Genomic DNA, 26,559 nt, shown 5'->3' with positions numbered 1-26,559 from the left:
AAAAATAAAAGAACGTCCGCATTATATGCAAACGTCTCTTCAAACGTGACTTATCAATGTTACTGGCACGGAGGTAGTATTAACATATGCACTCAAAGTAAAAGTGTTTGGACAAGTGCTTATTAAAATTTAATTTGGCAGGAGAAGACAAACAGTCACTCTTCTTTAATCGTTACGATCCATTAAAGCACCTCCCAAGGACAAGCACAATACAAACAAACGTTCCTAAGAAGGATTATATCATTAAATTATTTTTACAATAAATAAAAGAGTAATCGCCGAAAGGACTGCTCTTGATTACTTAACTATCAATATCTAAATTTATCCAATAATCTGTCCCAGTCACTAACTGTTGCTTCTCCACTTTGACTGGAGAATATGGAGGATTCCGTTTTAAAATCTGTAAATAATTCTATTTTATGAAACTCTAATAAATGAATAGGATTATTTTCAGAATTTACTTTTGATAAATTAGTACCTGAGCAAATAATAATAGTTATTATTAATCCAAGGATTATAAAAAAATTGTTTTTATCTTTAAACATAAAATATCACCCGTCAAGTCTTTTTTCAAAAACATAATAATTATAAGACTTCAAAGGGTTTATTGCTAATCTTTTATATTAAGCTTTTCTTAAAATTTTCTTAATCTTGGTTCAATTTAATCATTTACATGAAAAGATATATTTTAATTGGTTTTTCACTCCTCTCAAGATTGTTAAATTACCTTTAAGTCCTTGTTAAGAATCCTACCAATGTATTCCATATTCACCATACCAACTGATAAGCTTAAACTGTAAATATTCTTAGGAGGTATCTTGTGATATGGCTAACCTAAAAGATAAATTTACCGTTGATGACATTTCAGAATTAACATCAAAAATTAATCACATTTTTTATCAAGCCACACATTGGGAAACTACATCAAACGCAGGTTTAACTGAACTTCAATTGCTTAATGTTATTGATCAGTTTTGCAGAATCTCATGTATGCTATGCAATATGATTGAACAACAGTTAGAAGGAAATATTGATACAAACGATCCAAAAGGGTACATTAAAGAAAAATTAAGTTCTGCCGATAACGGAATTAAAAATTTCTTAACGGTTAAAAAAATCGATTTATATTAATCTCGTAGTTTCTCAATCTTCATTATCGTTTGCTTTTTTGGTCTTGTTGTTTTTCGCTATGATTTTCACTGTCATAATGATGGACACCATACCCATAATAATGCTCATATACACTGCCATGGTGTCCGATATGACTTGCACACAATCCGATTCCAAGTCCGGCAATAAATGTAATGACTGGATAAAGAATCCTTCTGTAAAGTTTCTTGCGAAGAACAGAAGCCAATTCCCGGGCTAATTCAGCTTTTAATTCAGCTTTAATTTCTGTTTTGATATCATTTTTTAATACATCGTTTTGCTCGTCATTTGTTTGTTCTGACATTTCTCATCCTTCCTTTCATTAGTGGTTGTTCACTAAATTTTATGGACTTCCCTCGAATAATAAACATTAATTTTTTCTTAACCCCTTATAAGGGGTATCATTTTTATTCTTCCAAACAAAAAGGGCACACTAACAGTCAGAGTGTTGTTTAAATAGAATTATATCTTTGCCTTGCACTTTTTTATTGAACCAAGCAACATAAATTAAAACACTGACATAATATAGAATTAAATAAGTCCTTCCAACGACTTGCTTCTAAAAGGCACCTTATCAGTGCCTTTTATTTAATTTGGAAAAATGGTGTAATATGGTACTTTTTCCTCTTTTCGGTATTAATTTTAAAAATTATAATTAAATTTCCTAAGTGACCCCCTTAGAAAATTGCTACAGATTTGGACTTCCAATTTTTTAATGGAAGTCCTTTCATTTTCATGTAGATATTTAAACGAATTAATAGGTGGAAGAGTATCGAGCCTATTCATTTTAATCACTAAGCGTAAATCTGTCTCTATTGGGCAAAATAGATTATGGGACTGTGCTGGCAATACATAAGCGCTGTCCATAATAACTAGGGAGTGAGATGGATGACTGATAACAACGAACGCAATGTTGATCGTAGAGACGCCGGTGAAGCTGTGGGAACAGGAGTCGGTGCTGTTGCGGGTGCTGCAGTGGGTTCAGTTTTGGGTCCACTTGGCACAGTTGCAGGTGCTATTGCCGGCGGTGCAATGGGCAACAAGGTAGGCGAAGGTGCTGATGATACCAGTGATCGCGCCACGGACCGTGATGAGTAGACCTAAGTAAAGTCCGCATTTAACCGTTGCTGTTAATACATGTATCGGACTCCCGAAAAGGGAGTCCTTGTTTTTCCTTCATATGTAAATCCCCTCCCCCTCTTTCTATACAAAAAGAAAAACACTCATTTTGTTTGAGTGCTAAACGCCAAGTTATTATTTTTTAAATTTAGTCCAATCATACATTTTTTCTTTTTGCTTTCTTACCCGTTCTTCTTTTTTACTTTCCACTCGTTTTTCCTTATTAAAATTCATGATAAAGCCGCATTCTTCACACATATAAAAATAGAGATTGGATTGTTCCGGAATTTTTTGTAATGGATTTTCCTCTTCAGATTCCAAATAGAATTTTATATCTGCTCCAGCATTTTCATTAAATTTAAAAACCTCATCATATTTTTCATATTCCGCTTCAAGATACCCTTTTCGAAAATGAATTCCATTGCATACAAGACACTCGATTTCACTTACTTTCTTTTCCAATATAAACACCTCCAATAAATTTTATGAAGGTATGCAAGGATTCAAAACTAAAAATATCTTTCCCGTTTCTCAATGTATAAATATCTTACAACTGTCTTTGGTTACAATAAAAAGCACTCAAACATCCGGATGCTTTTCTTTCTTTTACTTTTCAATTACTTCTATAGATGAAATATGTGTAGGATTAACCACAATTTTTTCATCACCATCTAAATAAACAAAATTATTTTTCATTACTTTTGCACCAGTTGCTAAATCATTAAAAAAAGAACGAGTGAAGTCATTTAATGAATAATTTTTTTCACATACAACGTATTCTTTTCCACTATCCATTACAACCTTAATTTTCAACCTTCTTCACTCCTAACTAATATTGTTACTTTTCAGAATTCTACAATAATAGGTGATAATCCTTTTTAAATTTAATAAAACGATATGAAATTTACTAGGATTATTTTTTATTTTGGAAAAACTCTAGACCATGTTCTAATATAGTAAGCAAATATTGGATTACATCAGGATGTGATTTTTCCAGTTCTTTTAATTTTATTACTGCTTGTTGAAGGCGAATATCCAGTTCCTGGTCATAGAAATGGAAGTTCTCAATAGGAAGAAGTGAAAGCTCATCCTGAAGTTTTTCAAGAAGAGAAAGCTGAATCGTATCTGTTTTCCCTGTCTCTAAATTACTTAAATAGGAAGCTGAAATATTAAGTTGTGCGGCAAATACATTTAATCCGATACCTTTTTGTGTTCGTAGGATGCGAATACGTTCTCCCATGTGTTGAAGCATATAAGATTCCTCCGGAGATAGAAATAAATTATTTTCAATCCATTTTTCGAATTAGGACTTCAAACGAATATTCTTAAGAAAACGTTATGATAGAAGCGTTCAATGATTGTAATTTTGAAAGATGATGATTAGTTTTTTTATCTTTAAAGGCCCACACATGGTTAGTGCATAGCAGTTAACCCGGGTATCTTTATAGCACAGTTTCAAAATAATTTTGATAAGCATAAATCCAATTAAATGGAAGTATATTGTATAAATGGAAATAACTTATATAAAAATCATGCTTTTATTTCCAGTTGATTAGTTGGATATAGCCGTACTGTTCTTTGCAATTTCCCTTTGCATAAAAGACACACACTTTCAACTAGCCCTCCTTTATTAAATGTTAGAGTATACTGAAATGATGGTTAAATTATGATGCACAAAATATGGAAATGCCCGTAAATAAATCTGCCTGGTTTTAGTGCTACATTAAGCGAGCAAATTCAAACTTGATCTCAAAGCTAAAAAAGTTTCATAAGATTTCATGAAAAAGACGGAGCTATTCCAAGCTCCGTCTTATTAATTCGATTAAATCTTTCACACTTTGTTGGTTAATGGTATTCAAACTGGAACTTGTCGTTGTGACTTGAGCAGCCGTATTATCCCCGCCAGAACCTGAAGTTGATTTCGTAACTGAAATTGGCGAAATACATACCGCCCCACCAAAGTTTACAATACCGCCGGAAATCGTACCAATAGTAATTCCATCATGCTTAACCGCCAAAAATTCTCCTCCTTTACAAGTGTTTCTACTATAATATGTACAGGCTTGATGCTTGTTCAAGCATCTTAACTAATATGGAGAAGAATCAATTTTGTGGACTTTTAAAAAATTAAACTCTGATTCCTATTCATTTAAGGAAACTGGAATTCCTCTGCATTCATCAATTGCATGAGCTAATTTCTCTATTCCTAAATGAATATCATTTTCCTTTAGCCCGCCATATCCAAGAATTATTGGCTGAGTAGACCCTGGAGATTTATTCATCCAGTACTTATCCGTTAAATAAATTTTCACACCCAATTTTTCTGCTTGTCCCATCAATTCTCTCAAATCAATCCCTTTAATTTCAACAAGGATATGGAGTCCCGCCTTTTGTCCGATTACCCTTACGCGGTCACCCAAAAATAATTCGATCGCCTCCAGTAACGCCCTTTGTTTCCCCTGATAGATTTTCCTCATTTTCCGGATATGCCTTCCAAAATAACCTTCTTTCATAAAGCGAAACAATGCCTCTTGAATCAGTGGTGAAACCGTTTGATTATAAAAGGATAATTCTGCTTGATGGCGCTCGGCCAACAGCTCCGGTAATACCATATAACTAACTCTTGCGGCAGGAAGAAACGCCTTGGAAAACGTGCCTAAATAAATAACATTATCATGGGCATCCAGCGATTTTAATGATGGAATCGGCTGACCTTGATAACGAAACTCCCCATCATAATCATCTTCAATGATGTATTTTTGATTTCTACTTGCCCAGTGCAGCAATTTTAGCCGTTTTTGGATCGGCAGAATCATTCCCATTGGAAACTGGTGGGATGGGGTTACATACGCACATTTTGCAGAGCTGCATTCCAACTCATCAATGTTGATCCCATCCGCTTCAAGCGAAATGGGGACTAGTTGGCATTGATAACTTTCAAAAACAAAACGGACACCATCGTATCCCGGATTCTCCATTGCTACTTTTTTATTTGGTAAGGCGAGTAACTGACAAATCAAGCCAATCGCTGTTTGGGTTCCTGCACAAAGCACGATTTGGTCAGGATTACAGCGAACCCCCCTTGCTTGTTGAAGATATCCGGCAATTTCACTTCTTAGACCAAAATGGCCTTTCTTATCTCCATATGAAAATACCTCATGATCAGGATTTTCCATCGCATCAACCAAACATTTTTTCCATACTTTTTGAGGAAAACGATCAAGTTCGATATCACCATATTGAAAATCAATACCGTTTCGATGATTTGAACTTCTTGTTATTATAGGGCTCTCCTTATTAACGTTGTTTTGATCTATATGAAAATCCTCTACCTTCAAAACAAATAATCCACTTTTTACTTTACTTTCTATATACCCTTCAGCCACCAGCTGTTGAAAAGCGGATTCGACAGTATTTCTACTTACATTCAAGCTTTGGGAAAGTTGTCTTATTGAAGGTAGTTTTGTGCCTTCTTTTAATCTATGATTTTCAATTTCTTCACGAAAAAAATGATATAACTGCAAATAAATCGGAATGACTCCATCTTTTTTGATAAAAGGTGTTAGTTCCACAAAATGCTCCCATCTGTCCCTGTGAAATTATCCAATTCTGTCACTTTTAATAAGGGCAATTGATTCTTAAAATAAGTGTAACATTTCATTTTGAAGGGAGATAGTTTTATGTTACCAATCAGACAACAAAAATTAGCATGTACCGATCAATCAAAGATCAATGAATTTTTACAAACAGCGAAAACAGGATTTGTAGGGCTATCCAGTGGTTCCCTGCCCTATGTCATTCCTCTTAATTTTGTTTGGATGAATAACGCCATTTATTTTCACGGTGCATCTGAAGGAAAGAAAGTAAGGATCATTGAAGAAAACGCAAATGCCTGTTTTACGGTTAGTGAAGATCATGGAACAATAACGAACCCCGTCCCGGCTAAAACGGATACGGCCTATATGAGTGTAATGATTTTTGGTGAGGCAGAAATAGTGAATAATCTCGATGAGGCAGTTCAAGTTATGCAAAAAATGCTGGATAAATATGTGCCAGGGTATTACGATACATCACTGTCGAAGTCGCATGTTGACAAATACCGTTCTTCTCTTGGCAGCAGAACGGCAATTTATAAAATTGAGGCTAAGGAAATGACTGCTAAAGAAAACCCAATTCAATTGGATAAATTATTTTACAAAGGAAAAACAGTACAAAACGATATTTCCAATTAATATTCTTATTAAAAATCTAGTCGAATCCTCGAAAATTTAGTATCATGTAGTAATGTATTGATTCTTGAACAAAGCGAGGATTACGAAATAATGAGCTTACTTACTGTCGATAATTTATCTCATACATTTGGAGATCGTACTTTATTTAAAGATGTTTCCTTTCGTTTATTAGCTGAAGATCATGTTGGGCTCGTCGGTGCAAATGGCGTTGGTAAGTCCACTTTAATGAATATTATTACAGGTCAATTGATTCACGACAGCGGACGTGTAGAATGGACACCCGGTGTCCATTATGGCTATTTGGATCAGCATACCGTCCTAACACAGGGTAAAACAATGCGTGATGTGTTACGTGATGCCTTCCTTCCTCTTTTTGAAAAAGAAAGAGAATTGAATGAAATAACCGCAAAAATGGCGGATGCTTCACCTGAAGAACTGGAAGTTCTTTTAGAAAAAATGGGTGAAATTCAAGACGCACTTGATGCAGGCGGCTTCTATTCTTTAGATATTAAGATTGAAGAAGCTGCAAGAGGATTAGGACTTGATGCGATCGGTCTTGACCGTGATGTTTCAGCACTTAGCGGCGGACAGCGAACAAAGGTCCTTCTAGCTAAACTGCTTTTAGAACAACCGAAAGTACTATTACTTGACGAGCCGACCAACTATTTGGATGTTGAGCATATTCGCTGGTTGACTTCTTATTTAAAAGAATATCCATATGCGTTTATTTTGATCAGCCATGATACTGAATTTATGAACCCGGTATCCAATGTTATTTTTCAATTGGAATTTTCAAAACTAACACGCTACACAGCCAGCTATGAAAAGTTCCTTGAATTAGCGGAAATTAATAAGAATCAACATATTAACGCATATGAAAAGCAACAGGAATTCATCAAAAAACAAGAAGACTTTATTGCAAAGAATAAAGCGCGTTACTCCACGACCGGTCGTGCGAAGAGCCGTCAAAAGCAACTGGATCGAATCGAACGGATTGACCGCCCTGAAACCGCAATGAAGCCAACCTTCGGCTTTAAAGAATCCCGCAGCAGCAGCCGTTATGTGTTTGAAGCGAAGGATTTAGAAATTGGTTATTCGCATGCACTTTTACCAAAAATGAATGTAACCATCGAACGCGGCGAAAAAGTGGCGATCATTGGCTGCAACGGTGTTGGGAAATCAACCCTTCTTAAGACCATGCTTGGTAAAATTGATCCTTTGAAAGGAAAAGTGGAACGCGGTGACTTCCTCTTCCCATCATATTTTGAACAAGAAGTTAAAGCTGGAGGAATTACACCGATTGATGATGTTTGGAATGCCTTCCCTTCCATGGATCAGCATCAAGTCCGTGCGGCACTTGCCCGCTGCGGTTTAAAAAACGAGCACATCTCTCGTCCGATGAACCAGCTTAGCGGTGGCGAACAAGCAAAAGTTCGTCTTTGTAAGCTAATGATGAATGAAAGCAACTGGATTTTATTCGATGAGCCGACAAACCATCTTGATATCACGGCAAAAGAAGAATTAAAACGGGCATTAAAAGAGTACAAAGGTACTGTTGTCCTCGTCTGTCACGAACCAGATTTTTATGAAGATTGGGTAACAAAGGTTTGGAATGTGGAAGAATGGTCACAGCAAACAGTTTAAAATTTTTATAAAACATTCCCTGCCTTTTGGCAGGGTTTTTGTTGTTTGTTAAGGCTCTTTTCGTAAACTTTGTTGCTTTTGAAGCTTAATAAAGTTCATTTACTAAGTTTCTAGGCAATTTTCGCAAATGTTCTTACGAAAAGATGCCACGAAGCTTCTAAGTATACGTGTTGATAAACTTATACGAAAAACAACAATCTATGCGAAAATAGCCTTTGTTAAAGGAAATGTTAAGTTTTAGAGCTTTTAAGCAAAAATTTCATTAAAAATTATGTTAAAATTGTTAAGTTCGTTGAAAATAAGCACGAATCTTGTAAGATAATTCAGTAATCAAAAAAAAATGAGGTGTAGTTCGTGATAAAAAAATGGTTTTCTGTGATTATGCTTGTTGTTCTCGTATTTGCCTTAGCAGCATGCGGACAAAAGGATAATAAAGCACATAATGCAAAAAAAGAAACAACTACGAAAGAAGTATTTAAAATTGGCGCAATTCCTGACCAGAACGCAGCAGACCTAGGTAAAGGTATGGGAGCGGTCGCAAAATATCTAAGTGAAAAAACAGGCATGAAGGTTGAATTCGTTCCTTCAGTTGATTATGCTGCACTCGTAACAGCATTTCAACGCGGAGAAATTCATCTTGCCTGGTTTGGCGGTTTAACAAGCGTACAAGCTAGAGCCCTTGTTCCTGATGCCGATTCAATCGTACAAAGACCACGTGATGCCCAGTTCCATTCTGTATTTATTACCCAAAAATCTTCTGATATTAACAAATTGACAGATTTAAAAGGAAAATCATTTACCTTTGGCAGCGAAAGCTCTACTTCCGGACATTTAATGCCCCGTTATTATTTAATGGAAGCAGGTATTGATGCCAATAAGGATTTTGACGGCAAGCCGAATTTTTCCGGTTCTCATGATACAACCTACAAACTTGTTGAATCAGGAGCATTTAAAGCAGGGGCATTAAATGAGGCAGTCTGGCAGGCAGCTGTTAAGGATGGAAAAGTAGATACGAATAAAGTAAGAGTCTTCTATACTACTCCTGCTTTTTATGATTATAACTGGACAATTAATAGCAATGTTGAAGATGTATTTGGTAAAGGAACAAAGAAAAAAGTAAAAGATGCCCTTCTTTCCATCACAACACAACAAAAAGAGATTACTGACTTTTTCCAAACAGATAAGTTTGTCGAAACAAAAAATTCAAATTATGATAAGATCCAAAAGGTTGCAAAAGAATTAAAGATTATTAAGTAGTAGGTGTAGTAAAGATGTCTTCAAAGACGATGATTGAAGCAAACAGAATAACGAAACAGTATGAGCGGAAGATAGCCCTATCTTCCCTTTCTTTTACCATTAAACAAGGGGAACTCGTTGCATTGATTGGACCAAGCGGTGCCGGCAAAACCACGTTGTTAAATACGATTGCCGGGTTGGTTCCTCTCCATAAAGGTGCCCTTTTAATTGACGGGAAGCCCGTGGAAAATTATAAAAAAGGCAAAGCATTTGCAAAAAAAGTTGGCGTTATCCGCCAGCAATTTGATTTAATCGGACCGCTTGCGGTTATTCATAATGTGTTAGCGGGAAAATTGGCTGACTGGGGATTTTTGAAATCACTCCTTTCTTTGCTCATCCCTCAAGACAAAGCATTAGCGATCCAAGCACTTGAAAGGGTTGGACTGTCAGAAAAATCATATGAGCTTACATCGAACCTATCCGGCGGTGAGCAACAACGTGTTGCGATGGCACGGTTAATGGTTCAAGCACCTGAAATTATCTTAGCAGATGAACCGGTTGCGTCACTTGACCCTGCCAGAGCCAATGATGTCCTGGCGATGTTGACACAAATTGTTACCGAGGAAAAACAAACATTGATTGCAAGTCTGCATTCCGTGGAGTGTGCCCGCCAATATTTTACGAGAATCATCTCTCTGAAAAATGGAGAACTGTTCTTTGATTTGCCAACCGAGAAAGTAACAGACGCGCTCCTTGCCGAGCTCTATCAGCTAAAGGAGCAGAAATAGGATGAAAAACAGTTTGCCGTTTTTTACATTGCCGAAACGATTCGTACTGACTTTGCTGTTAATGGCTGTTTTCGTTTGGAGTTTATTTCCAATCAAATGGAACATGAGCCTATTTCATGCCGGTGGAATACCGACAATGCTGCAAATTATAAAAGGCATCCTCCATCCTGATTTGTCTCGGGAGCTATTGATTCTTGGCTTTCAATCTGTATGGATAACATTGGCATATGCGGTTGCCGGAATGTCACTGGCAATAATTTATGCTTTTGTTGTTGGGATACTGGCTTCTGGAACATTAACATCAAGCAAAACTACGTATTTAATCTCTAAAGTTTTTTTTAGAGGAGTATTGGGATTTACCCGCTCCATACATGAGCTCGTTTGGGCTTGGCTGTTTGTAGCTGCTGTTGGATTATCCCCATACGCGGCTATCCTCGCTATTGCCATTCCGTATGGCGGGATCCTCGGACGGATATTTGCGGATATGTTGAATGATGTATCGAAACAACCGATCGAAGCATTAAAATCAGCTGGAGCATCCCGCCTGCAAATTCTTTTCTATGGATACTTTCCGTTAGTTCGTGCCGACATGGTCAGTTATACAATGTACCGATTTGAGTGTGCAATCCGTTCTTCCGCGATTATGAGTTTTGTTGGACTCGGCGGCCTTGGTTACCAAATACAATTATCCCTCGCTGACTTGAAATATGATCAAGTTTGGTCCTTTGTATTTTTTCTCATTGGACTGGTACTATTTGTGGACATATGGAGTAATTTGGTCCGAAAAGGCATGTCAGACCAAAATAGAAGGAAGATACTTAGGTCCGGGTGGTACTCTTCTCTCTTTGCAATTCTTCTAATTACTTGTTCATGGGTTTATATCACTACGAGGGAGAACGCCAATTTAGTTTCATTACTTTCTGATCGAAATCTTGCCTATGCGAAAAAGTTTTTTTACGGAATGTTCGGTGTAAACGAAAAACATCCTGCCTTCCTTGATGCAAGCAGCTGGTCTTCTGCAATGAAGTTAACACTGGAAACATTAGAAATGAGTATTATGGCCATTGGTTTTGCTGTGATTGCTGCATTTATTACAGTCATTCCTGCAGCAAGAAATATTGCCAATGGCAATTTGACTTTGTCGAAGAAGTGGTATAATTGGGTTCTTTTTGGCATCGTCCGTATCCTTTATATTTTTTCCCGTTCGGTTCCGGAATTAGTTTGGGCAATGATAATTATTTTTATCTTTAAACCTGGTCTTCTGCCGGGTGCGATAGCCCTTGCCCTCCATAACTTCGGAATACTTGGTAAGCTTTGGGCTGAGGTTATTGAAAACATGGACCCGCGTCCGATCCGAAATTTAGCCACTGCAGGTGCTACCAAAGGACAGACGCTTTTTTACGGAATCCTTCCTACAGTTATGCCTAGATTTCTTACCTATATTCTTTATCGCTGGGAAGTCATCATGAGAACCACCATTGTTGTCGGTTTTGTTGGTGCCGGCGGTCTGGGCATGCAGTTTAAGCTGAGCATGAGTTATTTTCAATATACAGATATCACCCTGCTATTACTTTGCTATATAATTCTTGTCATTCTTGCCGACTTTGCATCGGAAAGTACGAGAAAAGCCGCGAAATAGAAAAAGAACACACTTCTTTTTAGAAGATGTGTTCTCAGGCTGTCGAAAAACCCTCGGCAGCCAATTATTTTATTCAATTACTTTAACGATTCACCGCGTTAATTTATTATAATATTATTAGTATATCGGTTTCAACATGTCTGTTGATTGGCGCTCCAGGCACTTCGCTTTTTGCGGGCGTGCCGGGAAGCCTCCTCGTCGCTTCGCTCCTGCGGGGTCTCCCCTGCCCCGTACTCCCGCAGGAGTCTTCGTGCCTTCCGCTCCAATCAACAGAGTGTTTTAAATAAAGACCTTCAACTCAACTAATAAAAATATGTGATGATAGCAATGTATAAGCCAAAAGAGTCTAGCCAAAGTGAATATGAATTTGTATCTATTGATGAATTGGTACCTGATAACCATCTTCTTCGTTTGATTGATAAATATATTGATTTTTCGTTTCTTCTTGAAAAGGTCCGTCCTTATTACAGCGATGATAGTGGACGCCCTACTATCACAATGTAACACGCCATGTATGGGAGGAGTACAAGGAAAAGGTAAGGTTAAATCGCTTATCTAAATCGGGAAAAATGCTTTATAAATTTAGAAAGGAAAAATTGAGCGAAGCTTCGCAGACTCAAAAGAGCTGCACGGGCTTCGCTACTGCCGGTTACGGGGATTGAAGAATGCAAGTGAACATGCTCTTCTTACTGCAGTCTGCCAAAATATAAAAAAGATTGCAACACACTTAGGTTAGAAAAAGTGTGTTGCAATATTTTAAGTTAATTTGCCTCCTGTTGATTGGAGCGAAGGGTACTCCTGCGGGATAGAGAGGTCACTGGAGACCCCACAGGCGCCAAAGCGCCGAGGAGGCTCCAGGACCTCCCCGCGGAAAGCGAGTGCCCGGAGCGGAAATCAACAGGCACTTTAGCAGGGAGAATCAATAAATTTTGTATTTAGATTCTGACAAAATAAAAAATTGCAGAGAAAAATACCCTTTCTCGACAATCTGAGAACACACTTCTTTTTAGAAGATGTGTTCTTTTTATTTAATGATTCATTTTTAATCCTAAAATTTGCATTTCCTAGAGAAAATAACACTAGAGTTATGCTGCTGCTTGATATAATATTGCTATATTTTTATATCTTTCAACTAGCATTTTGCTATAATTCTGTATCAGCTTGGCTTTTTGTTCAAATCATAAGGCTGCTGAACTTTTCTGACTACTATTTCTCCATCGGTATAATTGTTATTTTTTCCCTATATCTTTTATAATTTTCCATTTATAAAAATTCACTTGTATAATGGACTTTAAGGAAAAAAATAACATGAGGTTTGTGATACGAATATACAATATCCAGATTGAACTGATTCATATCCTTTAAGGAGTGAAATGGCGTTGAAAACAAAAAGTGCTTTGTTAATACTATTTTTAGTAATGTTTTTGGTGATGGTAGGATTCGGAATTATCATTCCCGTTCTTCCCTTTTATGCAGAACAAGTTGGGGCAAGCCCTACCGAACTTGGACTGTTAATGGCAGTATATTCGTTCATGCAGTTGATATTTGCTCCTATGTGGGGAAGGTTATCCGATCGGATTGGACGAAAGCCCGTTATGCTGATTGGAATAACAGGATTGGCGATTTCTTTTTTTATCCAAGCTATCTCAACACAGTTATGGATGCTTTTTGCAGCGAGATTTTTCGGTGGGCTTCTTTCTTCAGCAAATATGCCCGCAGTGATGGCGTATGTGGCAGATATTACAACAGAAGAAAACCGCGGGAAAGGAATGGGAATCATCGGCGCGGCAATTGGACTTGGTTTTGTTTTCGGTCCGGCGATTGGCGGTATTTTTTCAAAAATCAGCTTAAGTATGCCCTTTTATCTTGCAAGTGGTTCTTCCGTTATTACGTTGATATTAGTATTTCTGTTATTGAAAGAGTGTTCGATGAAAAAGCACAAAGCGAAAAAGCAGCCTATGTGGCAGGCGTTTACAGGTACGGGATCCGTTCTATTTTTTGTTCAATTATTAATTTCCTTGTCCCTTTCAGGATTGGAAGCAACATTTGCGTATTTTGCATCCCAAAAAGCAGGTTTGGATTCCACTCAGCTTGGATATATTTTCATGATTATGGGGTTTGCAGGGGCAATGGTTCAAGGTGGTTTAGTAGGCAGATTAACGAAGAAATATGGAGAAAGTTCGGTCATCCAAGGAGGAATCATCGTATCGGCCATCGGATTCGGCTTAATCCTGCTTGTTGATAGTTTTACAACCGTAGCCATTTATTTAACAATTTTTGGAATTGGTAATGGTGTAATCCGCCCAAGTGTTTCATCCTTGATTACCAAAACTTCCACTGCAGGTCACGGCAGTGCAACAGGAGTGCTGTCTTCGTTTGATTCGTTAGGGAGAATCATTGGACCGCCATTAGGGGGATGGTTATTTTCTTTGGCGATTGGCCTTCCCTATCTATCAGGTTCCATTATCTCGATTTTGGCATTTATCCTATTTCAAATTTATCGCCCTAAGGTAAAAACAAGCAAATCAACAAATATCCAGCATTAATCTTAATGTCATATGTTTTAAGGACATGCATAAAATGGGTTACGTAGGTATTATTGAAATAAGGAGCAGGTAATCATGAAAACGAAAACCTTCACAATGGGTTTATTCCTTTTATTCACAATAGCCTTAGTAGCCTATTTGGATTCGCCTTACTCAATTATAAATATTGATTATTCCTATTCAGCAGCAGTAAGTGAGCCGGCTGTAGCTCAGCCTGTTGATACATCCCCGCCAACAGACGTGCCTCAGTTAGTGGAAAAATTAAAAAAACGTGAAAGAATGGATGGTTATATCGTTGAAACATACCAAGAATATGAGATTTATATGGACAAAGATGGAAATGTAACAAAAAGCGTACCTACTTCGAAAACAGATACGTTAAGATATTGGGATTATAGTGATCATTAAAAAAGCTGTCGGAATTCCGACAGCTTTTTTATTATAAGGATTAATTCAATAGTTTAATTTGCTTTGATTAATTCGGGAGAAAAAATGTATCCCTTTTTACTTTTACCCGTGAGGACGAGGTCAGTTTCGTCATTCGGCTCCTCCTTATTCCAAAATTCTTTATTATTTTTGCACTATCATTTTATGTATTTTTTATTTGTCCATTATGGTATAACTAAAAAAGAAGTGCCCGTTTGGCACTTCTACTGGAGCATTTTCTTTTATATAAAACCGATACCAATTCCGAAACAACTTCCAAATCCAAATCCTCCAAAACAGCCGGCACATCCAAAGCAGCTAAAGCAGCTAAAACAGCCGAAACAACCACCACAACGGAAACCTCCGCATCGGAAACCTCCACATCGGAATCCGCCGCAACCAAACCCTCCGCAACGAAATCCGCCGCAACGCCGAGCATCTTGTTGATATAGCTGGCTTTGAGGATCCATTGGAATTACCTCACCCACATGGTAATTATCCATACCCAACATTTGCAATTCATTTTGAAAACCTTGCATACGTACCTCCCCTTTGATTTTAAAAATGAAAACTGATATATAAACAGAGAATAACTAAGGTCATGTTTTGGTCTAGATAGCTATAACCACCAGGTAACCTAAAGAACTCTCTTCAACAAAGTATGATTCAAATTAGGTCACTGTCACTGATTTAGGTGCCTATTTCTTATGGGGGCTTAAGTTTTGTTACTATGTAAATAAATTGTGAATAAGATAAAAGCATAAAAAATTAATAAATTTAAAGGATGAAATCAATACGATTTCATCCTTTAAGCGTGTATATGATTGCTTTATTAAATCACGATACTAGAAGAAAATTTTAACCTTATCTTAACTAAAATGGTATAGTCCCAACATTAGCCCCATGTTCACTTTAAACGGGAGCTTTGAACTAATTTTCTAAGTGTTGTTGACTCTTAATGATATAAGGCCAATTCCCATTTCTTATCCGCGATTTCCTTTAATCCGCTACGGATCATTCGAAATACCAAAATCCAAGAAGCGGCCATCAGAAAGATTTGGCCTACTGGAAAAATACCTTGTAAGGGTGAATCCCATAGGGCATGCATGAAAACGACAAGTACAAATATACGGGCGAATTTAGGTTTTAGTATCAAATTTATCTCAAATTTCTTGTCCCTTTGTACCATGCAGATTGCGGCCCCTGTCAAAGCCGCCCAAGCGACATGTCCGCCGGGAGCGAAAATACTGCGCAACAGGATTGTAAATAAAAGCGAGTGGAAGCTACCGGAAAGGAGTGCCCTTAAAGCATAGCCTGCGGTTTCAAAGGCTGCGAAACCGGCTCCTACTGCGGCGCCCAACAAAAGCCCATTCAGGACATACCTATATTTAAGGCTTCGCACGAAATAGACTACTGTTATTACTTTTGCAAGTTCTTCAACGATCCCAATCGTGATTGGATTAATGTTATTTCTAAGGATATCATAAAACACCAAAGCCACTAAAATTGAGAGAATCCCTCCGATAAGTACCACATAAACGATTTTGTAAATAGCAATATTCTGAGGGGCGTTCATTTCCCAGAAGAAAATCAGAGTCGTAAATGGAACGGCAAAGGCTCCAACTATGATAAGACCCGGTATAAAGTTTATATTTCCGAACAAAATTACACCCAAGTACAATCCTAAGTATGCGATTGAAGCGATGAGGAATATCCTCGCAAAAAGCCAAGGTTTCGGCCACGTTTCCTTAACTTCCTCGATTTTAGGCGTGGTAAGCGCTGTACCTACGATAAAAAGCCTTTCAGCTTCAAGATCACTATGCCTCCGGAACACTCGCGAGAATATATTTCGAAATTTAGGTTCAACTGAACGTTCGTGCCTCGGAACCATATCGACAAAATGTGCAAACTCGTAAAATAGGCTGTTTGGTTCCTGATGGATGTTATCACGAAAAAATTTATGGCCACAATTTAAGCAAAACTTTACCTCTTCAGGGTTGGAATAAACACAATGCGGGCATTTCATTTATCTTCCACCTTCACGTGTACTAAAATCTTTTAAAAAACAGGAAATCTCCAAATAAATTTATTCATAAGTGGTGTTCTTTTCTTATTTATGAGCACGTTATGATAAATATCGTAATTATTTTGTAAATTTTGAAAGCCGGATTAAATCCATTATGTATCTGCCGGTACTCCCCATAAAGTTTACCCTAAAAAACAGAAAAGACACTTAATATGCTAGTGTCTTTTTAATGGATATAACTTATGAAAGATGATTGTTCCTCGATAATTAATGGTAAGTTGAAAAAAATCGGTGAAATTAAATCCTATAAAAGTAACTAATTTTCAAAGAAGAATAGTCCTACAATACTTAGAACTAATAGTGCACCTAGAGCACTTATAACTAAGAAACCAATTCCACCGACAAAAAACAACATCTTTGGAAAAACCAGCGCGACCACAATGCCAATAAGCAAAAGCCAAAGTATTGATTTAAAGGTTATTTTCAAGAGTTTCCAAATGATAATACCAAAAATGACTCCTATAATAATATGGGTTAACATAACATCACCATTTTCTATTGTTATTTCAAACCCATTATACTTATTGGTAGTAAATTTAAGAAGTATATAACCTTACCCAAAATGTTATTCAGGGATTAAAAATTTCTTTACGAAGACGCTATCGTCTTTCTCAAAAGCGTAAAATATTCAATAAATTTCCCATTTTGCTAAAACAAAAAAATTGTTGTTGAGAGAAATTTTCTGAAGGACCAGGTGCATCTTATAGGTGAAATGAAGTCAACCGTATCAATGAAACCCCCTTTCGATTTATTTAAAAAAAGATCGCCTTCTTTTGGCGATCCTTTTTCAAAGAATTAGTTTTTTCTTTCAGTTGTTTACTTTTTTATTCTGATGGCTCGCAGCTTTTTCTTTTGCGGCTTGAGAAACTTGTTTACCGTGGTTGGTTGTCGCGGTTGTTGTTGAGGTCGTTGTTGCAGTTGTGGTAGCTGGTTTTGTGCTAGTCGTCCCCGTTGCAATGGTATTCGAATTCGTAGACGGTGCAGTCGTGGCAGCTGATTTCATACTAGTCGTTCCCGTGGCGGTGATATTCGAATTGGTCGAAGTGTTAGTAACAGGTGCGGTTTTAATGGTAGTCGTTGACGTAGCACTAATTTTCGTCGTATTCGTTTGAATCACGGCTATAACTTTATCACTCTTTTTTTCATTTATTAAAACTGCTACAGGAGGAGCAATATTATGAGAAGGCGTGCTTTGCACGTCTTTTACATTCGTTGTCGGTGTTTGATCTTTCACCGTTTTTTCTGCTTGGTTGCTGTTATCTACTTTTTTGTGGTCTCCGGAAATGGTTAAACCATTTGCTTGCGCTAATCGTTTAGAAGAATGATCGGCTAACAAGGCGTTGGTGACAGAAAACGTAACGGATCCCACTAACACCATGGCAAGGGCTCCTTTAGTTAGTTTATTCATGTTTTTCCCCTCTTATCTTTTTGTGCGCACTCGCATCAAAAGAATTCGTCCAACCCTAAATGGTTTATGGGGGTATTATGATTGGTCACTTTTTTAAACCAAAAATATGCTCCAATACCAATAAAAAATAAATAAACATTTTCAGCCTACCCCCAAAATCCTAAAATGACTACCTAACCTTTTATTATTAGTCATATTTTGTCGAAAAATCTGTCCGCTGGATGCGGACATTCTGGATATACTGTCCACAAGCGGTGCCTGTCACCAAAATGTAAGGAGGGTCATTGTGAATAGAATTTTTAGGTGGATTGTTAGATCATTGTTTTCACCTGTCACTGGAATTGGAGGTGCGGTTGCGAGTACAGTTGGTTTTTTCCTGGGGTTCCTGCCTTTATATAGTGCAAGAATTCCATTAATGATTGCTTTTTCACTCTTGTTTCGTCTTAATATTGTTGCTTTATTCCTTGGAACGTTGATTCCCATCTTTATTCCGATCATTCGTCATTTACCTTTCCTAAATTTACGTGTATTGGAGGGTTCCTTTTTAACACCGAATAGAATTAATGACTGGTTATTCGCTACCTTAAAACATAAAATACAACTTTCACAATCCATCATAACAGGGATTCTGGGAGGCTTGATTGGTCTTGTCTGCTTTTTTTTCTTCCATTGGTTTTACAATTTAGGGCTGAAAAAAAGGGTGAAAAATCAAGAACATGTTTTTCTTGATCCTGCAAAAAGACGCTGGTCGATTATTAAACGAATGAGTGTAGGCTTTACTATATTAATGGTTTTAGTTTCAGTTATTTTTATCGAAAGCCTTAATACTGACCCGTTGTTTCCTGACTTCCAATTGAAAAAACAAGCAGCAACGAGCGGGATTGAACCGATTAATCAAAGTTTCAGTGAAGAACAGCTTGCTTCACAGCTTCAAAAAACGAATCCTTCCCCTCTTATTCAAAAAAATAATTACCTAGTGAATAAGAAGCAAATGGTGAGCAAACAAGAAGTTTATGGTTTTTACGTCAATTGGGATGAAAACAGCAAAACTTCTTTTAAAAAAAATATCAATTCTATAACAACCATAATCCCGGAGTGGCTGCAGCTTACTCCCGGTCTTAGCCTTAAAACCAGTACTGATTCGTCTATTGCCGCAGAAGGACAAGCACATCATATTAAGGTTCTCCCATTAGTAAATAATTTTATTAGTAATAAATGGGATAAAGAAATTCTTCACCGGTTATTAACTACTCCCGGAGCTGAAGATCTTTTTATTAAAAATTTGTTGGCTTATGTGAGAACAAATGACTTTGCCGGTATCAATATAGATTTTGAAGAAATCAATCAAAGTGACAAAGCTCATTTAACAGAATTTATGTCTAAGGTATCAAAGCAATTTCATCAACAGGGTCTCATGGTAACAATGGATGTCCCGCCAAACAACACTAGTTATAACTATGCTTCTTTATCAGCTGACGTTGATCGAATGATTGTCATGTTATACGATCAGCACAACTCCATGAGTAAACCTGGACCTGTTGCACCATCTGATTGGGTAAAAGAGAGCTTAAACCAGCTCCCTATTCCTTCCCAAAAATTGATTGTGAGTTTGGGGAGCTACGGTTACGACTGGGAAGAAAAGTCCAATCAGCCTGCAGATATGATGACGTTCGGGGATATCATGGATCTGGGAATTGGTACGAACCTTCTAATTCAGTGGAATAATCAAGCAGGCAACCCTTATTTACGCTACAAAAAAAATGGAGAGAACCATATTGTCTGGTATTTAGATGCTGCTTCCTTTTATAACCAAATGAAGCAAGCGGCTGATAGTGGTTCAAAAGGAATAGCGGTTTGGCGTCTCGGTTCTGAAGATCCTTCTATCTGGAATTTCATTAATAAACCAAAGGATATACAAAATCCATCGAATGCCCTTAAAACCTTGGTCAGTCCTGAACCTGTTCACTATACGGGTGCTGGAGAGATTTTAAAAATTGTTTCTCAATCAGAAAATGGTAAAAGAACGATTAAAACCGATTCACATGGCATGATTCAAGAGGAAACCTATAATGCATTACCAAAGCCTTTTGAGGTAGTTCGTTACGGTAAACCCAAAACGAAAGAGGTTGTCCTTTCCTTTGATGATGGACCGGATCCGACCTATACGCCGCAATTATTGGACATTTTGGACAAGAATCATATAAAAGGGGCATTCTTTATCGTTGGAGAGAATGCTGAGCTGCATCCGGAACTGATTAACAGGATGTATAAGGAAGGCCATGAAATTGGCAGCCATACCTTTACCCACCCTGATGTTGCATCCACCACACCATTTCAAACGAAAATGGAGCTAAATGCCAATCAAAGACTTTTTGAGGAAATTACGGGTCATTCGATGAACCTTTTCCGCCCGCCCTATGTGGCCGATGCAGAACCGAGCACAAGGAGCGAACTGCTGCCTGTTTTACGGGCACAGGAAATGGGTTATACCATGGTGGGTGAATTAATTGACACGAACGATTGGCAAAGACCTTCTAGTAGTGAAATTGTAAAACGGGTAATCGACCAGCTTCCAAAAGGAAATGTGATTTTGCTGCACGATGCCGGTGGTGATCGCTCCAACACTGTAAAGGCCTTACCAATGATAATTAAAGAACTTAAAAAGCGCGGCTACACATTTACCACTATTGCGAGTCTTTTAGGAAAAAGTGATAGTCAAATTATGCCTCCTGCTTCAAGCCCTTATTTGGTCTATGACAAGGCGGTATTTAAGGTGATACAAGGATGGCGTTTAGGATTAAGTATCCTGTTCTACTCAGCTATCCTTTTAGGAATCTTACGCCTGGCTATTTTCGTTTTCCTTTCCAGGAAGCAGGTAAAGAGGTACAAAGCGACCCGGATTGATCCTGGCTTTACTCCTTTTGTAAGTGTCGTGATTGCTGCCTATAACGAGGAAAAAGTAATTTGCAAAACGATTGATTCTATATTATCCAGCGATTACCCTGCTTTTGAGGTGCTGATTGTCGACGATGGATCCAAGGACAATACTTCTAGTGTTGTTCAAGAAGTTTATGCAAATCATCCTCTCGTCAGATTAATTAAAAAAACGAATGGGGGAAAATCTTCCGCTGTTAATCTTGGTTTTCAAGAAGCAAAAGGCGAAATCGTGGTGGCTCTTGACGCTGATACACTCATTGCTGAAAATGCCATCTCACTGCTTGTCAACCATTTTAAAAATGAAAATGTGGCTGCTGTTTCAGGTAATGTTAAGGTCGGCAATAAGGGGAACCTCCTTACAAACTGGCAGCATATCGAATATGTCACAGGCTTTAACCTGGAGAGAAGGGCCTTTGCCGCTCTCAATTGCATTACGGTTGTACCGGGTGCGATCGGTGCATGGAGAAAGATAGCGGTTGAAGAAGCAGGATATTTTAAAGAGGATACACTGGCAGAGGATACTGATATTACTCTTACTCTATTACGACAGGGAAAAAAGATTGAATTTGAAGAAAAGGCTTATGCCTTTACAGAAGTGCCGGAAGATATCAAAAGTCTGGCAAAACAGCGTTACCGATGGGTTTATGGTACTTTACAATGCTTATGGAAACATCGGGAGGCTTTATTTAATAAAAAACATAACTCATTAGGATATATCGGTCTTCCAAACATGTGGCTTTTCCAATATATTTATCAAACAATATCCCCAATTGCGGATATATTGTTCATTATGGCCCTTTTTGGCGCGCACCCTGCAAAAGCAGCCATTGGATTTATCCTGTTTTACTTGCTGGATTTCGTTACTTCTTTATATGCGTTTCGATTGGAGAATGAAAGTCCTAAACCGTTGGGTTCCTTATTTCTCCAACGAATATTGTACAAGCAGCTTATGACTTATGTCGTGATAAAATCCATGTTCTCGGCAATAAAGGGAGTAACTGTTGGTTGGAATAAACTAAAACGAAAAGGTAATGTAACTCAGGAAACCTATATTGTGAAGGCTAAAGAAAATATGTAATGGAATATCCACACAGGTCTTTCCCCTTTTGGGAAGGCCTTTTTTATGTTGATTTTTAAGAGATATACCGATTGGTGATGGTTATGTTTAATGGGGACTTTTAAGCCATCTTTTAGCGATATTAATGAGGATATTCCCTTTTACTTAATCCTGGTTGCATTTCTTTCATAACTGAGTTCTCCTTTTCTATTTATTTAAATTCGGTAGATGAATGGATTAATTTAGTATTGTCTAAAATGAAGGGTGAGGAGGTAGGAACAATGAACAAAATTTTGGCTTTATTTATGAAATTTGCAATTTGTTTAGTTGCATATACAGTAGGTCTTGACCTATTTTTCAATGCTACCTGGACGGATATTGTTTTGTTCAGTGTATTGTTGACCGTTGTCTCTTATCTTGCGGGAGACAGGATTTTGCTATCACGGATTGGAAATAAGAATGCCCTTATTGCTGATTTTCTTCTATCTTATATGGTTGTTTGGATTTTTGGCAGTGTACTACTCCACAACTATTTACAAATCGCCTGGGGAAGTATTATCTCTGCGGTGTTGATAACAGTTGGGGAATATTTCGTTCACCGATTACTTCTTGGTTCCAAACTGGAAGAAAGCCGAAATAGCAGTGCAGCTCTTGATAGGCTAGCTTATGGAATGGAAATGTCCGAGGAGCACGAGCCGCTGAAGAAAAAGTGAAATCTTTTAAAACTTTAAAACAAGATGGATATGTTGCTAGGTCTTCCTAAATGAGGAGACCTATTTTTGTTTTACAAGATACCTGCAAGTTTACCTTAAAAAAACTATTATTAATGTATTTAGAAAATAGAATTTTCTGTATTTAAAACAAATCTTTTACTTGAAAGGAATTATCTTACATTCAAAAATGAACTTTTTGTGACATTTATCTAATTTATCAAAAATACCATTCTCAAATTTTATTACTTTTGATATATTTGTATAGCTTTTTACTATTATTAATGTGGTTATAATGCGAAGTACTCTAGCCGCTGGGCGTAGGAGCTAGACCGTTATTGAAGTTCAAAGATAAATTTTTGATTATACAAACAAAAGTGCAAGCGCCCAGCGAAGTAACTCAGTCGCTGGGCGCTTGAGCTAAATAAAAAGGAGTGAGAGCTCTGTGTCAGTTTTAAATGAAATTCGACAGGAATCACCCTCTCGATTGCATCAGTTTACTCAGGTTATTTCTACATATATAGAGGTAACGAAACCAAAAATATTGGTCATGCTAACTTTTACTTCGCTTTGTGCCGCATTGGTTGCACAAAGAGGTGTTCCTACAATTTCTGTCATATTTGCTATGCTTTTAAGTGCTTCTTCTTCCGCAGGTGGTTCAGCAGCAATAAATATGTGGTTTGATCGGGATATTGACGTAATGATGGAACGGACCGCTAAACGTCCCATTCCTGCTGGGTTGATCGCTCCCTCATCTGTTTTTCGCTTCGGTATATTTTTAGGTATTATATCTGTGGTTGTTGCGTTTATCTTTGTGAACCCTCTCACAGCTTTTTTAAATGCCGCAGGCTACTTCTATTACGCTGTTGTATACACGATGTGGTTAAAACGCCGCACACCTCAAAATATTGTCATTGGTGGCGGAGCTGGAGCGTTTCCTATTTTGATTGGCTGGGCTTCCGTAACAGGGAGTCTAAACATCACGGCTTGGTTAATGTTTTTGATTGTCTTCCTATGGACTCCTCCCCATTCTTGGGCGCTTGCTTTATATAAAAACGAAGAATACACTAAAGCTGGGATTCCGATGATGCCGGTGGTAAAAGGCCCAGGTTCAACCAAAATTCAAAGTCTAGTATATATGGTTCTTTTATTTATTTGTTCCTTAGTTCTGTTTGCCTATGGGAACTTTAATTATTTTTATCTCGCTGGTGCCATCATTTTTAATAGCTTTCTTCTTTATTGCACATGGAAAATGCGGAAAGAGGAAGACCATCAATTTATCTGGGCAAAACGAACGTTTATTTGCTCCATATTCTATATTTTAGCCATGTTTTCGACCATGGTAATCGGAATCTTTTAGGAGGCGGGATGATGCGATATTTTTGGCTCTCTTTTATTGCGGCTGCAACACTTTTTTTAGTGAACATTATAGGTTTTGTTGATACGATGACCCATTCTGCCATGGGGTGTGGGCATGGGTATCCTCTGTGTAACGGAAGACTCTTTCCTACCTTTTCCGACTATCATTCTGTTATTGAATACACTCACCGAGTGGTTGTTGGATTAGCGAGTATTTTATTATTCATTGTATCGGCAGTTGCTTGGTTCCGCTATAGATCTCGGAAGATTAAATGGCTAGTTCTCTTTGCCATTTTAGGAATCCTTGGGGAATCAACTCTAGGTGCCTTGACAGTAATGATTTCACTTTCTCCAATGCTTCTCGCGGCACATCTAGGCATTGCCCTTATATCGTTTTCGGCTGTAGTCAATATTGCATATGTTATTTATCTCGAAGAAAGAGACATTCACCATTTGGAAAAAATGCCTTCTTCTTTTAGATTTTTTTCTTGGTTTACTTTTGTATTTTTATATGCCGCCATTTATTTTGGAGGATATGTTGCCAAATCGGGATCGGGTGAAGCCTTTCGCGGTTTTCCATTACCAGCTGAACACCTTTCATCTGTCGGTAATGCCTTTTGGGTCGACGTCATCCATCGTTTGTTTGCACTCGGTTTAATCGTTCTTTTATTCTTATTAATTCGGATGGCCAAAAAATATCGCCATGTTCGGCCGGACATCTATCGCTTCAGTTTAATTGGTTTTATCTTCATTCTCCTTCAAGGATTAAGTGGTGCTCTTTTGATATATACTCATTTGAGTTTGGGAGCAGTTCTAGTACATGTTTCAATATTGTCCTTGCTTGTTGGAATTCAAAGTATTATATGCTTTCAAAGCAGTTAAAAAAATCCTAAATTCAAAGTTTAGGATTTTTTTAGTTCCACTTATAAAAATCCCTTACTCTTTTGAAAAATTTTAATTTGCAAATAATTTGATTTGTCAGATTTATCTTTCAAAAAAAGTTTGACAATTTTGTGACAATTGATAGAATATTCAGTAAAGGAGATGATGACAATGCATTATAAATATTTAAAAATTTTTAAAGCGTCCATTTATGGGGTAGGTATTGGTATCATTATTTTTGTTTCAAGTTTTTTTGTAAGCGCTACCAATGGAGGTTATTTTTATACCGCGACCGGTATAGGTGTTGTCATTGCTTCTTTAATTACTTTAATGTTTGGAATGTCTATTAGCTTAATGGATGAAGTTACTGATACGGAGAGTAAGAAAAAGGATACAAAATTATACTTAGTTCCAAAAAGAACCTTGCGATAAGAAGGACTTTCAGGCAATTGAACTCGCCTTTTTTAAGCGGAATATTTTATAGTTTTGAAAATAATCCGAACCAATTAACGGTGTCTGACACCTTGTTATCCATTAAAACGTGCCTGACACCGTTTATATTCCAGTAAAAAAATACTTCGAAAAGTGATTAGTTACATAAGGTACATTTAAATCAAAGACCATAATATTAAAAATATAGTAGTGTTTTTGTTTCATTACTGTAAAAAAGAATTGTACGAGAGTAATTAAAAATATTCTAATAATGTGAGGAAATAAAGAGGTCCATGATGAAATATGTTTTAGGAAGTTATTAATACTTAAAAAACGCACGGTGGTCTTTCGTGCTGAGGTCAACTTTGAAATTAAGCACTTAGCCGACCTTGTTGTTTAAAAAATCTGTTGCCTGATTTTCAGTAATCCCTCTAATTAAACCGAGTTCACTGATGAAAATTCTCCGAGCACTCTCCAGCATTTGCTTTTCAGAAGAATTTAATGCTTTATTTTTGTTTATACGCATTAAATCACGTACAACTTCAGCTCCATCTTGAATATTACCCGTTCTTAATTTTTCCGTATTTATCTTGTATCTTTCTTTCATTGAAAGGGTTGTATCAGTTTGTCCATGACGAAAAATGTGCAATGCGTTTTCAAGTGTAAGCATATCGGTTACTAAGCGAATCCGTGATTTTTTTACTTTACTAATAGGAATCATTACTTGCATTTTACTGATTGGCATTTTTATTACATAATACTGTTGTTTCTCACCAAGAATTTCTTTTTCTTCTATCGCTTCAATGACTCCGGCACCCTGCATTGGATAAACAATGTAATCACCAACTTGAAACAACTAAATCACCTCCGAATTTTAAACCTTCCTAATTGTACCACATAACTTCTAAT

Annotated in this window: 27 protein-coding genes and 1 pseudogene; 16 read left to right on the top strand and 12 right to left on the bottom strand. The window is 37.3% G+C overall.

All coding sequences use genetic code 11. From position 1 onward, the window contains the following. Window positions 1–308: 308 nt before the first annotated feature. Window positions 309–545 carry a hypothetical protein gene (locus AC3ANV_RS12865; protein ID WP_488313964.1) on the bottom strand — a complete coding sequence of 79 codons (237 nt, stop codon included), beginning with the start codon at window positions 543–545 and terminating at the stop codon, window positions 309–311. Between the two features lie 280 nt (window positions 546–825). Here AC3ANV_RS12865 and AC3ANV_RS12860 point away from each other — a divergent pair, with 280 nt between their 5' ends. After that, window positions 826–1,131, top strand: coding sequence for a hypothetical protein (locus AC3ANV_RS12860; protein ID WP_488313963.1), 306 nt, complete (start codon window positions 826–828; stop codon window positions 1,129–1,131). Between the two features lie 22 nt (window positions 1,132–1,153). On the opposite strand, the gene AC3ANV_RS12855 is transcribed toward AC3ANV_RS12860, so the two are convergent. Beyond that, complete coding sequence (locus AC3ANV_RS12855) at window positions 1,154–1,453, bottom strand: hypothetical protein (RefSeq protein ID WP_488313962.1); 300 nt, start codon at window positions 1,451–1,453, stop codon at window positions 1,154–1,156. Between the two features lie 584 nt (window positions 1,454–2,037). Between AC3ANV_RS12855 and AC3ANV_RS12850 the strand changes: the two genes are divergently transcribed. After that, on the top strand, window positions 2,038–2,247 hold the full coding sequence (locus AC3ANV_RS12850) for a glycine zipper domain-containing protein (RefSeq protein WP_488313961.1): 210 nt from the start codon (window positions 2,038–2,040) through the stop codon (window positions 2,245–2,247). A gap of 156 nt (window positions 2,248–2,403) precedes the next feature. Here the strand turns inward: AC3ANV_RS12850 and AC3ANV_RS12845 are convergent, their stop codons facing one another. From AC3ANV_RS12845 to pdxR, 5 genes are all read right to left on the bottom strand, one after another. Continuing rightward, a complete protein-coding gene (locus tag AC3ANV_RS12845) occupies window positions 2,404–2,730 on the bottom strand; it encodes a hypothetical protein (RefSeq protein ID WP_488313960.1) in 327 nt (108 codons plus the stop codon). Window positions 2,731–2,874: 144 nt separating this feature from the next. Continuing rightward, window positions 2,875–3,081, bottom strand: a complete 207-nt coding sequence (locus tag AC3ANV_RS12840; protein WP_488313959.1) for a hypothetical protein — start codon at window positions 3,079–3,081, stop codon at window positions 2,875–2,877. Window positions 3,082–3,181: 100 nt separating this feature from the next. Then, complete coding sequence (locus tag AC3ANV_RS12835) at window positions 3,182–3,520, bottom strand: helix-turn-helix domain-containing protein (protein WP_488313958.1); 339 nt, start codon at window positions 3,518–3,520, stop codon at window positions 3,182–3,184. Between the two features lie 541 nt (window positions 3,521–4,061). Further along, window positions 4,062–4,286: a spore germination protein gene (locus tag AC3ANV_RS12830; protein ID WP_488313957.1), complete on the bottom strand. Its 225-nt coding sequence runs from the start codon at window positions 4,284–4,286 to the stop codon at window positions 4,062–4,064. 123 nt (window positions 4,287–4,409) lie between these two features. After that, the gene (gene pdxR, locus AC3ANV_RS12825; protein WP_488313956.1) at window positions 4,410–5,840 is read right to left on the bottom strand and encodes a MocR-like pyridoxine biosynthesis transcription factor PdxR; all 1,431 of its coding nucleotides are present in this window, start codon (window positions 5,838–5,840) and stop codon (window positions 4,410–4,412) included. Between the two features lie 108 nt (window positions 5,841–5,948). Between pdxR and AC3ANV_RS12820 the strand changes: the two genes are divergently transcribed. The 9 genes and pseudogenes from AC3ANV_RS12820 to AC3ANV_RS12780 all read left to right on the top strand — a co-directional run bounded on the left by AC3ANV_RS12820 (window position 5,949) and on the right by AC3ANV_RS12780 (window position 14,761). Then, window positions 5,949–6,500 carry a pyridoxamine 5'-phosphate oxidase family protein gene (locus AC3ANV_RS12820; RefSeq protein ID WP_488313955.1) on the top strand — a complete coding sequence of 184 codons (552 nt, stop codon included), beginning with the start codon at window positions 5,949–5,951 and terminating at the stop codon, window positions 6,498–6,500. A gap of 90 nt (window positions 6,501–6,590) precedes the next feature. Next, window positions 6,591–8,144: a ribosomal protection-like ABC-F family protein gene (gene abc-f / locus AC3ANV_RS12815; RefSeq protein ID WP_488313954.1), complete on the top strand. Its 1,554-nt coding sequence runs from the start codon at window positions 6,591–6,593 to the stop codon at window positions 8,142–8,144. A 357-nt stretch (window positions 8,145–8,501) separates the two neighbouring features. After that, window positions 8,502–9,401: a putative selenate ABC transporter substrate-binding protein gene (locus AC3ANV_RS12810; RefSeq protein WP_488314205.1), complete on the top strand. Its 900-nt coding sequence runs from the start codon at window positions 8,502–8,504 to the stop codon at window positions 9,399–9,401. Between the two features lie 14 nt (window positions 9,402–9,415). Beyond that, window positions 9,416–10,168, top strand: a complete 753-nt coding sequence (locus AC3ANV_RS12805; RefSeq protein WP_488313953.1) for a phosphonate ABC transporter ATP-binding protein — start codon at window positions 9,416–9,418, stop codon at window positions 10,166–10,168. Window position 10,169: 1 nt separating this feature from the next. Further along, the gene (locus AC3ANV_RS12800; protein WP_488313952.1) at window positions 10,170–11,807 is read left to right on the top strand and encodes a PhnE/PtxC family ABC transporter permease; all 1,638 of its coding nucleotides are present in this window, start codon (window positions 10,170–10,172) and stop codon (window positions 11,805–11,807) included. 318 nt (window positions 11,808–12,125) lie between these two features. Then, window positions 12,126–12,311 (top strand): transposase, encoded by a 186-nt coding sequence (locus AC3ANV_RS12795; RefSeq protein ID WP_488313951.1) that lies wholly within the window; start codon window positions 12,126–12,128, stop codon window positions 12,309–12,311. After that, window positions 12,308–12,543: pseudogene (locus AC3ANV_RS12790) on the top strand (transposase); the annotation flags it as partial. The gene AC3ANV_RS12795 and the pseudogene AC3ANV_RS12790, both read left to right, overlap by 4 nt. Before the next feature lie 643 nt (window positions 12,544–13,186). Further along, a complete protein-coding gene (locus AC3ANV_RS12785) occupies window positions 13,187–14,353 on the top strand; it encodes an MFS transporter (protein WP_488313950.1) in 1,167 nt (388 codons plus the stop codon). 75 nt (window positions 14,354–14,428) lie between these two features. Next, window positions 14,429–14,761, top strand: a complete 333-nt coding sequence (locus AC3ANV_RS12780) for a hypothetical protein (protein WP_488313949.1) — start codon at window positions 14,429–14,431, stop codon at window positions 14,759–14,761. A 260-nt stretch (window positions 14,762–15,021) separates the two neighbouring features. Here the strand turns inward: AC3ANV_RS12780 and AC3ANV_RS12775 are convergent, their stop codons facing one another. The 4 genes from AC3ANV_RS12775 to AC3ANV_RS12760 form a co-directional block, all read right to left on the bottom strand. Continuing rightward, complete coding sequence (locus AC3ANV_RS12775) at window positions 15,022–15,282, bottom strand: heterocycloanthracin/sonorensin family bacteriocin (RefSeq protein WP_488314204.1); 261 nt, start codon at window positions 15,280–15,282, stop codon at window positions 15,022–15,024. Window positions 15,283–15,734: 452 nt separating this feature from the next. Then, window positions 15,735–16,805: a PrsW family glutamic-type intramembrane protease gene (locus tag AC3ANV_RS12770; protein WP_488313948.1), complete on the bottom strand. Its 1,071-nt coding sequence runs from the start codon at window positions 16,803–16,805 to the stop codon at window positions 15,735–15,737. 316 nt (window positions 16,806–17,121) lie between these two features. Beyond that, a complete protein-coding gene (locus tag AC3ANV_RS12765; RefSeq protein ID WP_488313947.1) occupies window positions 17,122–17,346 on the bottom strand; it encodes a hypothetical protein in 225 nt (74 codons plus the stop codon). 327 nt (window positions 17,347–17,673) lie between these two features. Continuing rightward, entirely contained in the window at window positions 17,674–18,273 is a 600-nt protein-coding gene (locus tag AC3ANV_RS12760; RefSeq protein ID WP_488313946.1) for a hypothetical protein, read from the bottom strand. 286 nt (window positions 18,274–18,559) lie between these two features. Between AC3ANV_RS12760 and AC3ANV_RS12755 the strand changes: the two genes are divergently transcribed. The 5 genes from AC3ANV_RS12755 (at window position 18,560) to AC3ANV_RS12735 (ending at window position 25,650) form a co-directional block, all read left to right on the top strand. After that, window positions 18,560–22,288, top strand: a complete 3,729-nt coding sequence (locus tag AC3ANV_RS12755) for a DUF2062 domain-containing protein (RefSeq protein ID WP_488313945.1) — start codon at window positions 18,560–18,562, stop codon at window positions 22,286–22,288. Window positions 22,289–22,548: 260 nt separating this feature from the next. Beyond that, complete coding sequence (locus AC3ANV_RS12750; protein ID WP_488313944.1) at window positions 22,549–22,980, top strand: YndM family protein; 432 nt, start codon at window positions 22,549–22,551, stop codon at window positions 22,978–22,980. Between the two features lie 442 nt (window positions 22,981–23,422). Beyond that, window positions 23,423–24,337: a heme o synthase gene (locus AC3ANV_RS12745; protein WP_488313943.1), complete on the top strand. Its 915-nt coding sequence runs from the start codon at window positions 23,423–23,425 to the stop codon at window positions 24,335–24,337. 8 nt (window positions 24,338–24,345) lie between these two features. Continuing rightward, on the top strand, window positions 24,346–25,218 hold the full coding sequence (locus AC3ANV_RS12740; protein ID WP_488313942.1) for a COX15/CtaA family protein: 873 nt from the start codon (window positions 24,346–24,348) through the stop codon (window positions 25,216–25,218). Between the two features lie 171 nt (window positions 25,219–25,389). Beyond that, window positions 25,390–25,650, top strand: coding sequence for a hypothetical protein (locus tag AC3ANV_RS12735; RefSeq protein ID WP_488313941.1), 261 nt, complete (start codon window positions 25,390–25,392; stop codon window positions 25,648–25,650). Between the two features lie 379 nt (window positions 25,651–26,029). On the opposite strand, the gene AC3ANV_RS12730 is transcribed toward AC3ANV_RS12735, so the two are convergent. Further along, window positions 26,030–26,473, bottom strand: a complete 444-nt coding sequence (locus tag AC3ANV_RS12730; protein ID WP_488314203.1) for a CarD family transcriptional regulator — start codon at window positions 26,471–26,473, stop codon at window positions 26,030–26,032. Window positions 26,474–26,559: the final 86 nt, after the last annotated feature.

This window comes from Neobacillus sp. DFD-2R, assembly GCF_057747865.1.
Note: the sequence above shows the minus strand (reverse complement) of the source record. Positions and strands in the feature narration are given on the sequence as shown.

What these genes read in the sequence shown, in the direction of transcription:
- AC3ANV_RS12750 (WP_488313944.1), top strand. Translation starts at nt 22,549, where the DNA reads ATGAACAAAATTTTGGCTTTATTTATGAAATTTGCAATTTGTTTAGTT.
- AC3ANV_RS12780 (WP_488313949.1), top strand. Translation starts at nt 14,429, where the DNA reads ATGAAAACGAAAACCTTCACAATGGGTTTATTCCTTTTATTCACAATA.
- AC3ANV_RS12740 (WP_488313942.1), top strand. Translation starts at nt 24,346, where the DNA reads ATGATGCGATATTTTTGGCTCTCTTTTATTGCGGCTGCAACACTTTTT.
- AC3ANV_RS12800 (WP_488313952.1), top strand. Translation starts at nt 10,170, where the DNA reads ATGAAAAACAGTTTGCCGTTTTTTACATTGCCGAAACGATTCGTACTG.
- AC3ANV_RS12820 (WP_488313955.1), top strand. Translation starts at nt 5,949, where the DNA reads ATGTTACCAATCAGACAACAAAAATTAGCATGTACCGATCAATCAAAG.
- abc-f (WP_488313954.1), top strand. Translation starts at nt 6,591, where the DNA reads ATGAGCTTACTTACTGTCGATAATTTATCTCATACATTTGGAGATCGT.
- AC3ANV_RS12760 (WP_488313946.1), bottom strand. Translation starts at nt 18,273, where the DNA reads ATGAATAAACTAACTAAAGGAGCCCTTGCCATGGTGTTAGTGGGATCC.
- AC3ANV_RS12730 (WP_488314203.1), bottom strand. Translation starts at nt 26,473, where the DNA reads ATGCAGGGTGCCGGAGTCATTGAAGCGATAGAAGAAAAAGAAATTCTT.
- AC3ANV_RS12850 (WP_488313961.1), top strand. Translation starts at nt 2,038, where the DNA reads ATGACTGATAACAACGAACGCAATGTTGATCGTAGAGACGCCGGTGAA.
- AC3ANV_RS12860 (WP_488313963.1), top strand. Translation starts at nt 826, where the DNA reads ATGGCTAACCTAAAAGATAAATTTACCGTTGATGACATTTCAGAATTA.
- AC3ANV_RS12855 (WP_488313962.1), bottom strand. Translation starts at nt 1,453, where the DNA reads ATGTCAGAACAAACAAATGACGAGCAAAACGATGTATTAAAAAATGAT.
- AC3ANV_RS12770 (WP_488313948.1), bottom strand. Translation starts at nt 16,805, where the DNA reads ATGAAATGCCCGCATTGTGTTTATTCCAACCCTGAAGAGGTAAAGTTT.
- AC3ANV_RS12805 (WP_488313953.1), top strand. Translation starts at nt 9,416, where the DNA reads ATGTCTTCAAAGACGATGATTGAAGCAAACAGAATAACGAAACAGTAT.
- AC3ANV_RS12775 (WP_488314204.1), bottom strand. Translation starts at nt 15,282, where the DNA reads ATGGATAATTACCATGTGGGTGAGGTAATTCCAATGGATCCTCAAAGC.
- AC3ANV_RS12865 (WP_488313964.1), bottom strand. Translation starts at nt 545, where the DNA reads ATGTTTAAAGATAAAAACAATTTTTTTATAATCCTTGGATTAATAATA.
- AC3ANV_RS12835 (WP_488313958.1), bottom strand. Translation starts at nt 3,520, where the DNA reads ATGCTTCAACACATGGGAGAACGTATTCGCATCCTACGAACACAAAAA.
- AC3ANV_RS12765 (WP_488313947.1), bottom strand. Translation starts at nt 17,346, where the DNA reads ATGTTAACCCATATTATTATAGGAGTCATTTTTGGTATTATCATTTGG.
- AC3ANV_RS12795 (WP_488313951.1), top strand. Translation starts at nt 12,126, where the DNA reads ATGATAGCAATGTATAAGCCAAAAGAGTCTAGCCAAAGTGAATATGAA.
- AC3ANV_RS12735 (WP_488313941.1), top strand. Translation starts at nt 25,390, where the DNA reads ATGCATTATAAATATTTAAAAATTTTTAAAGCGTCCATTTATGGGGTA.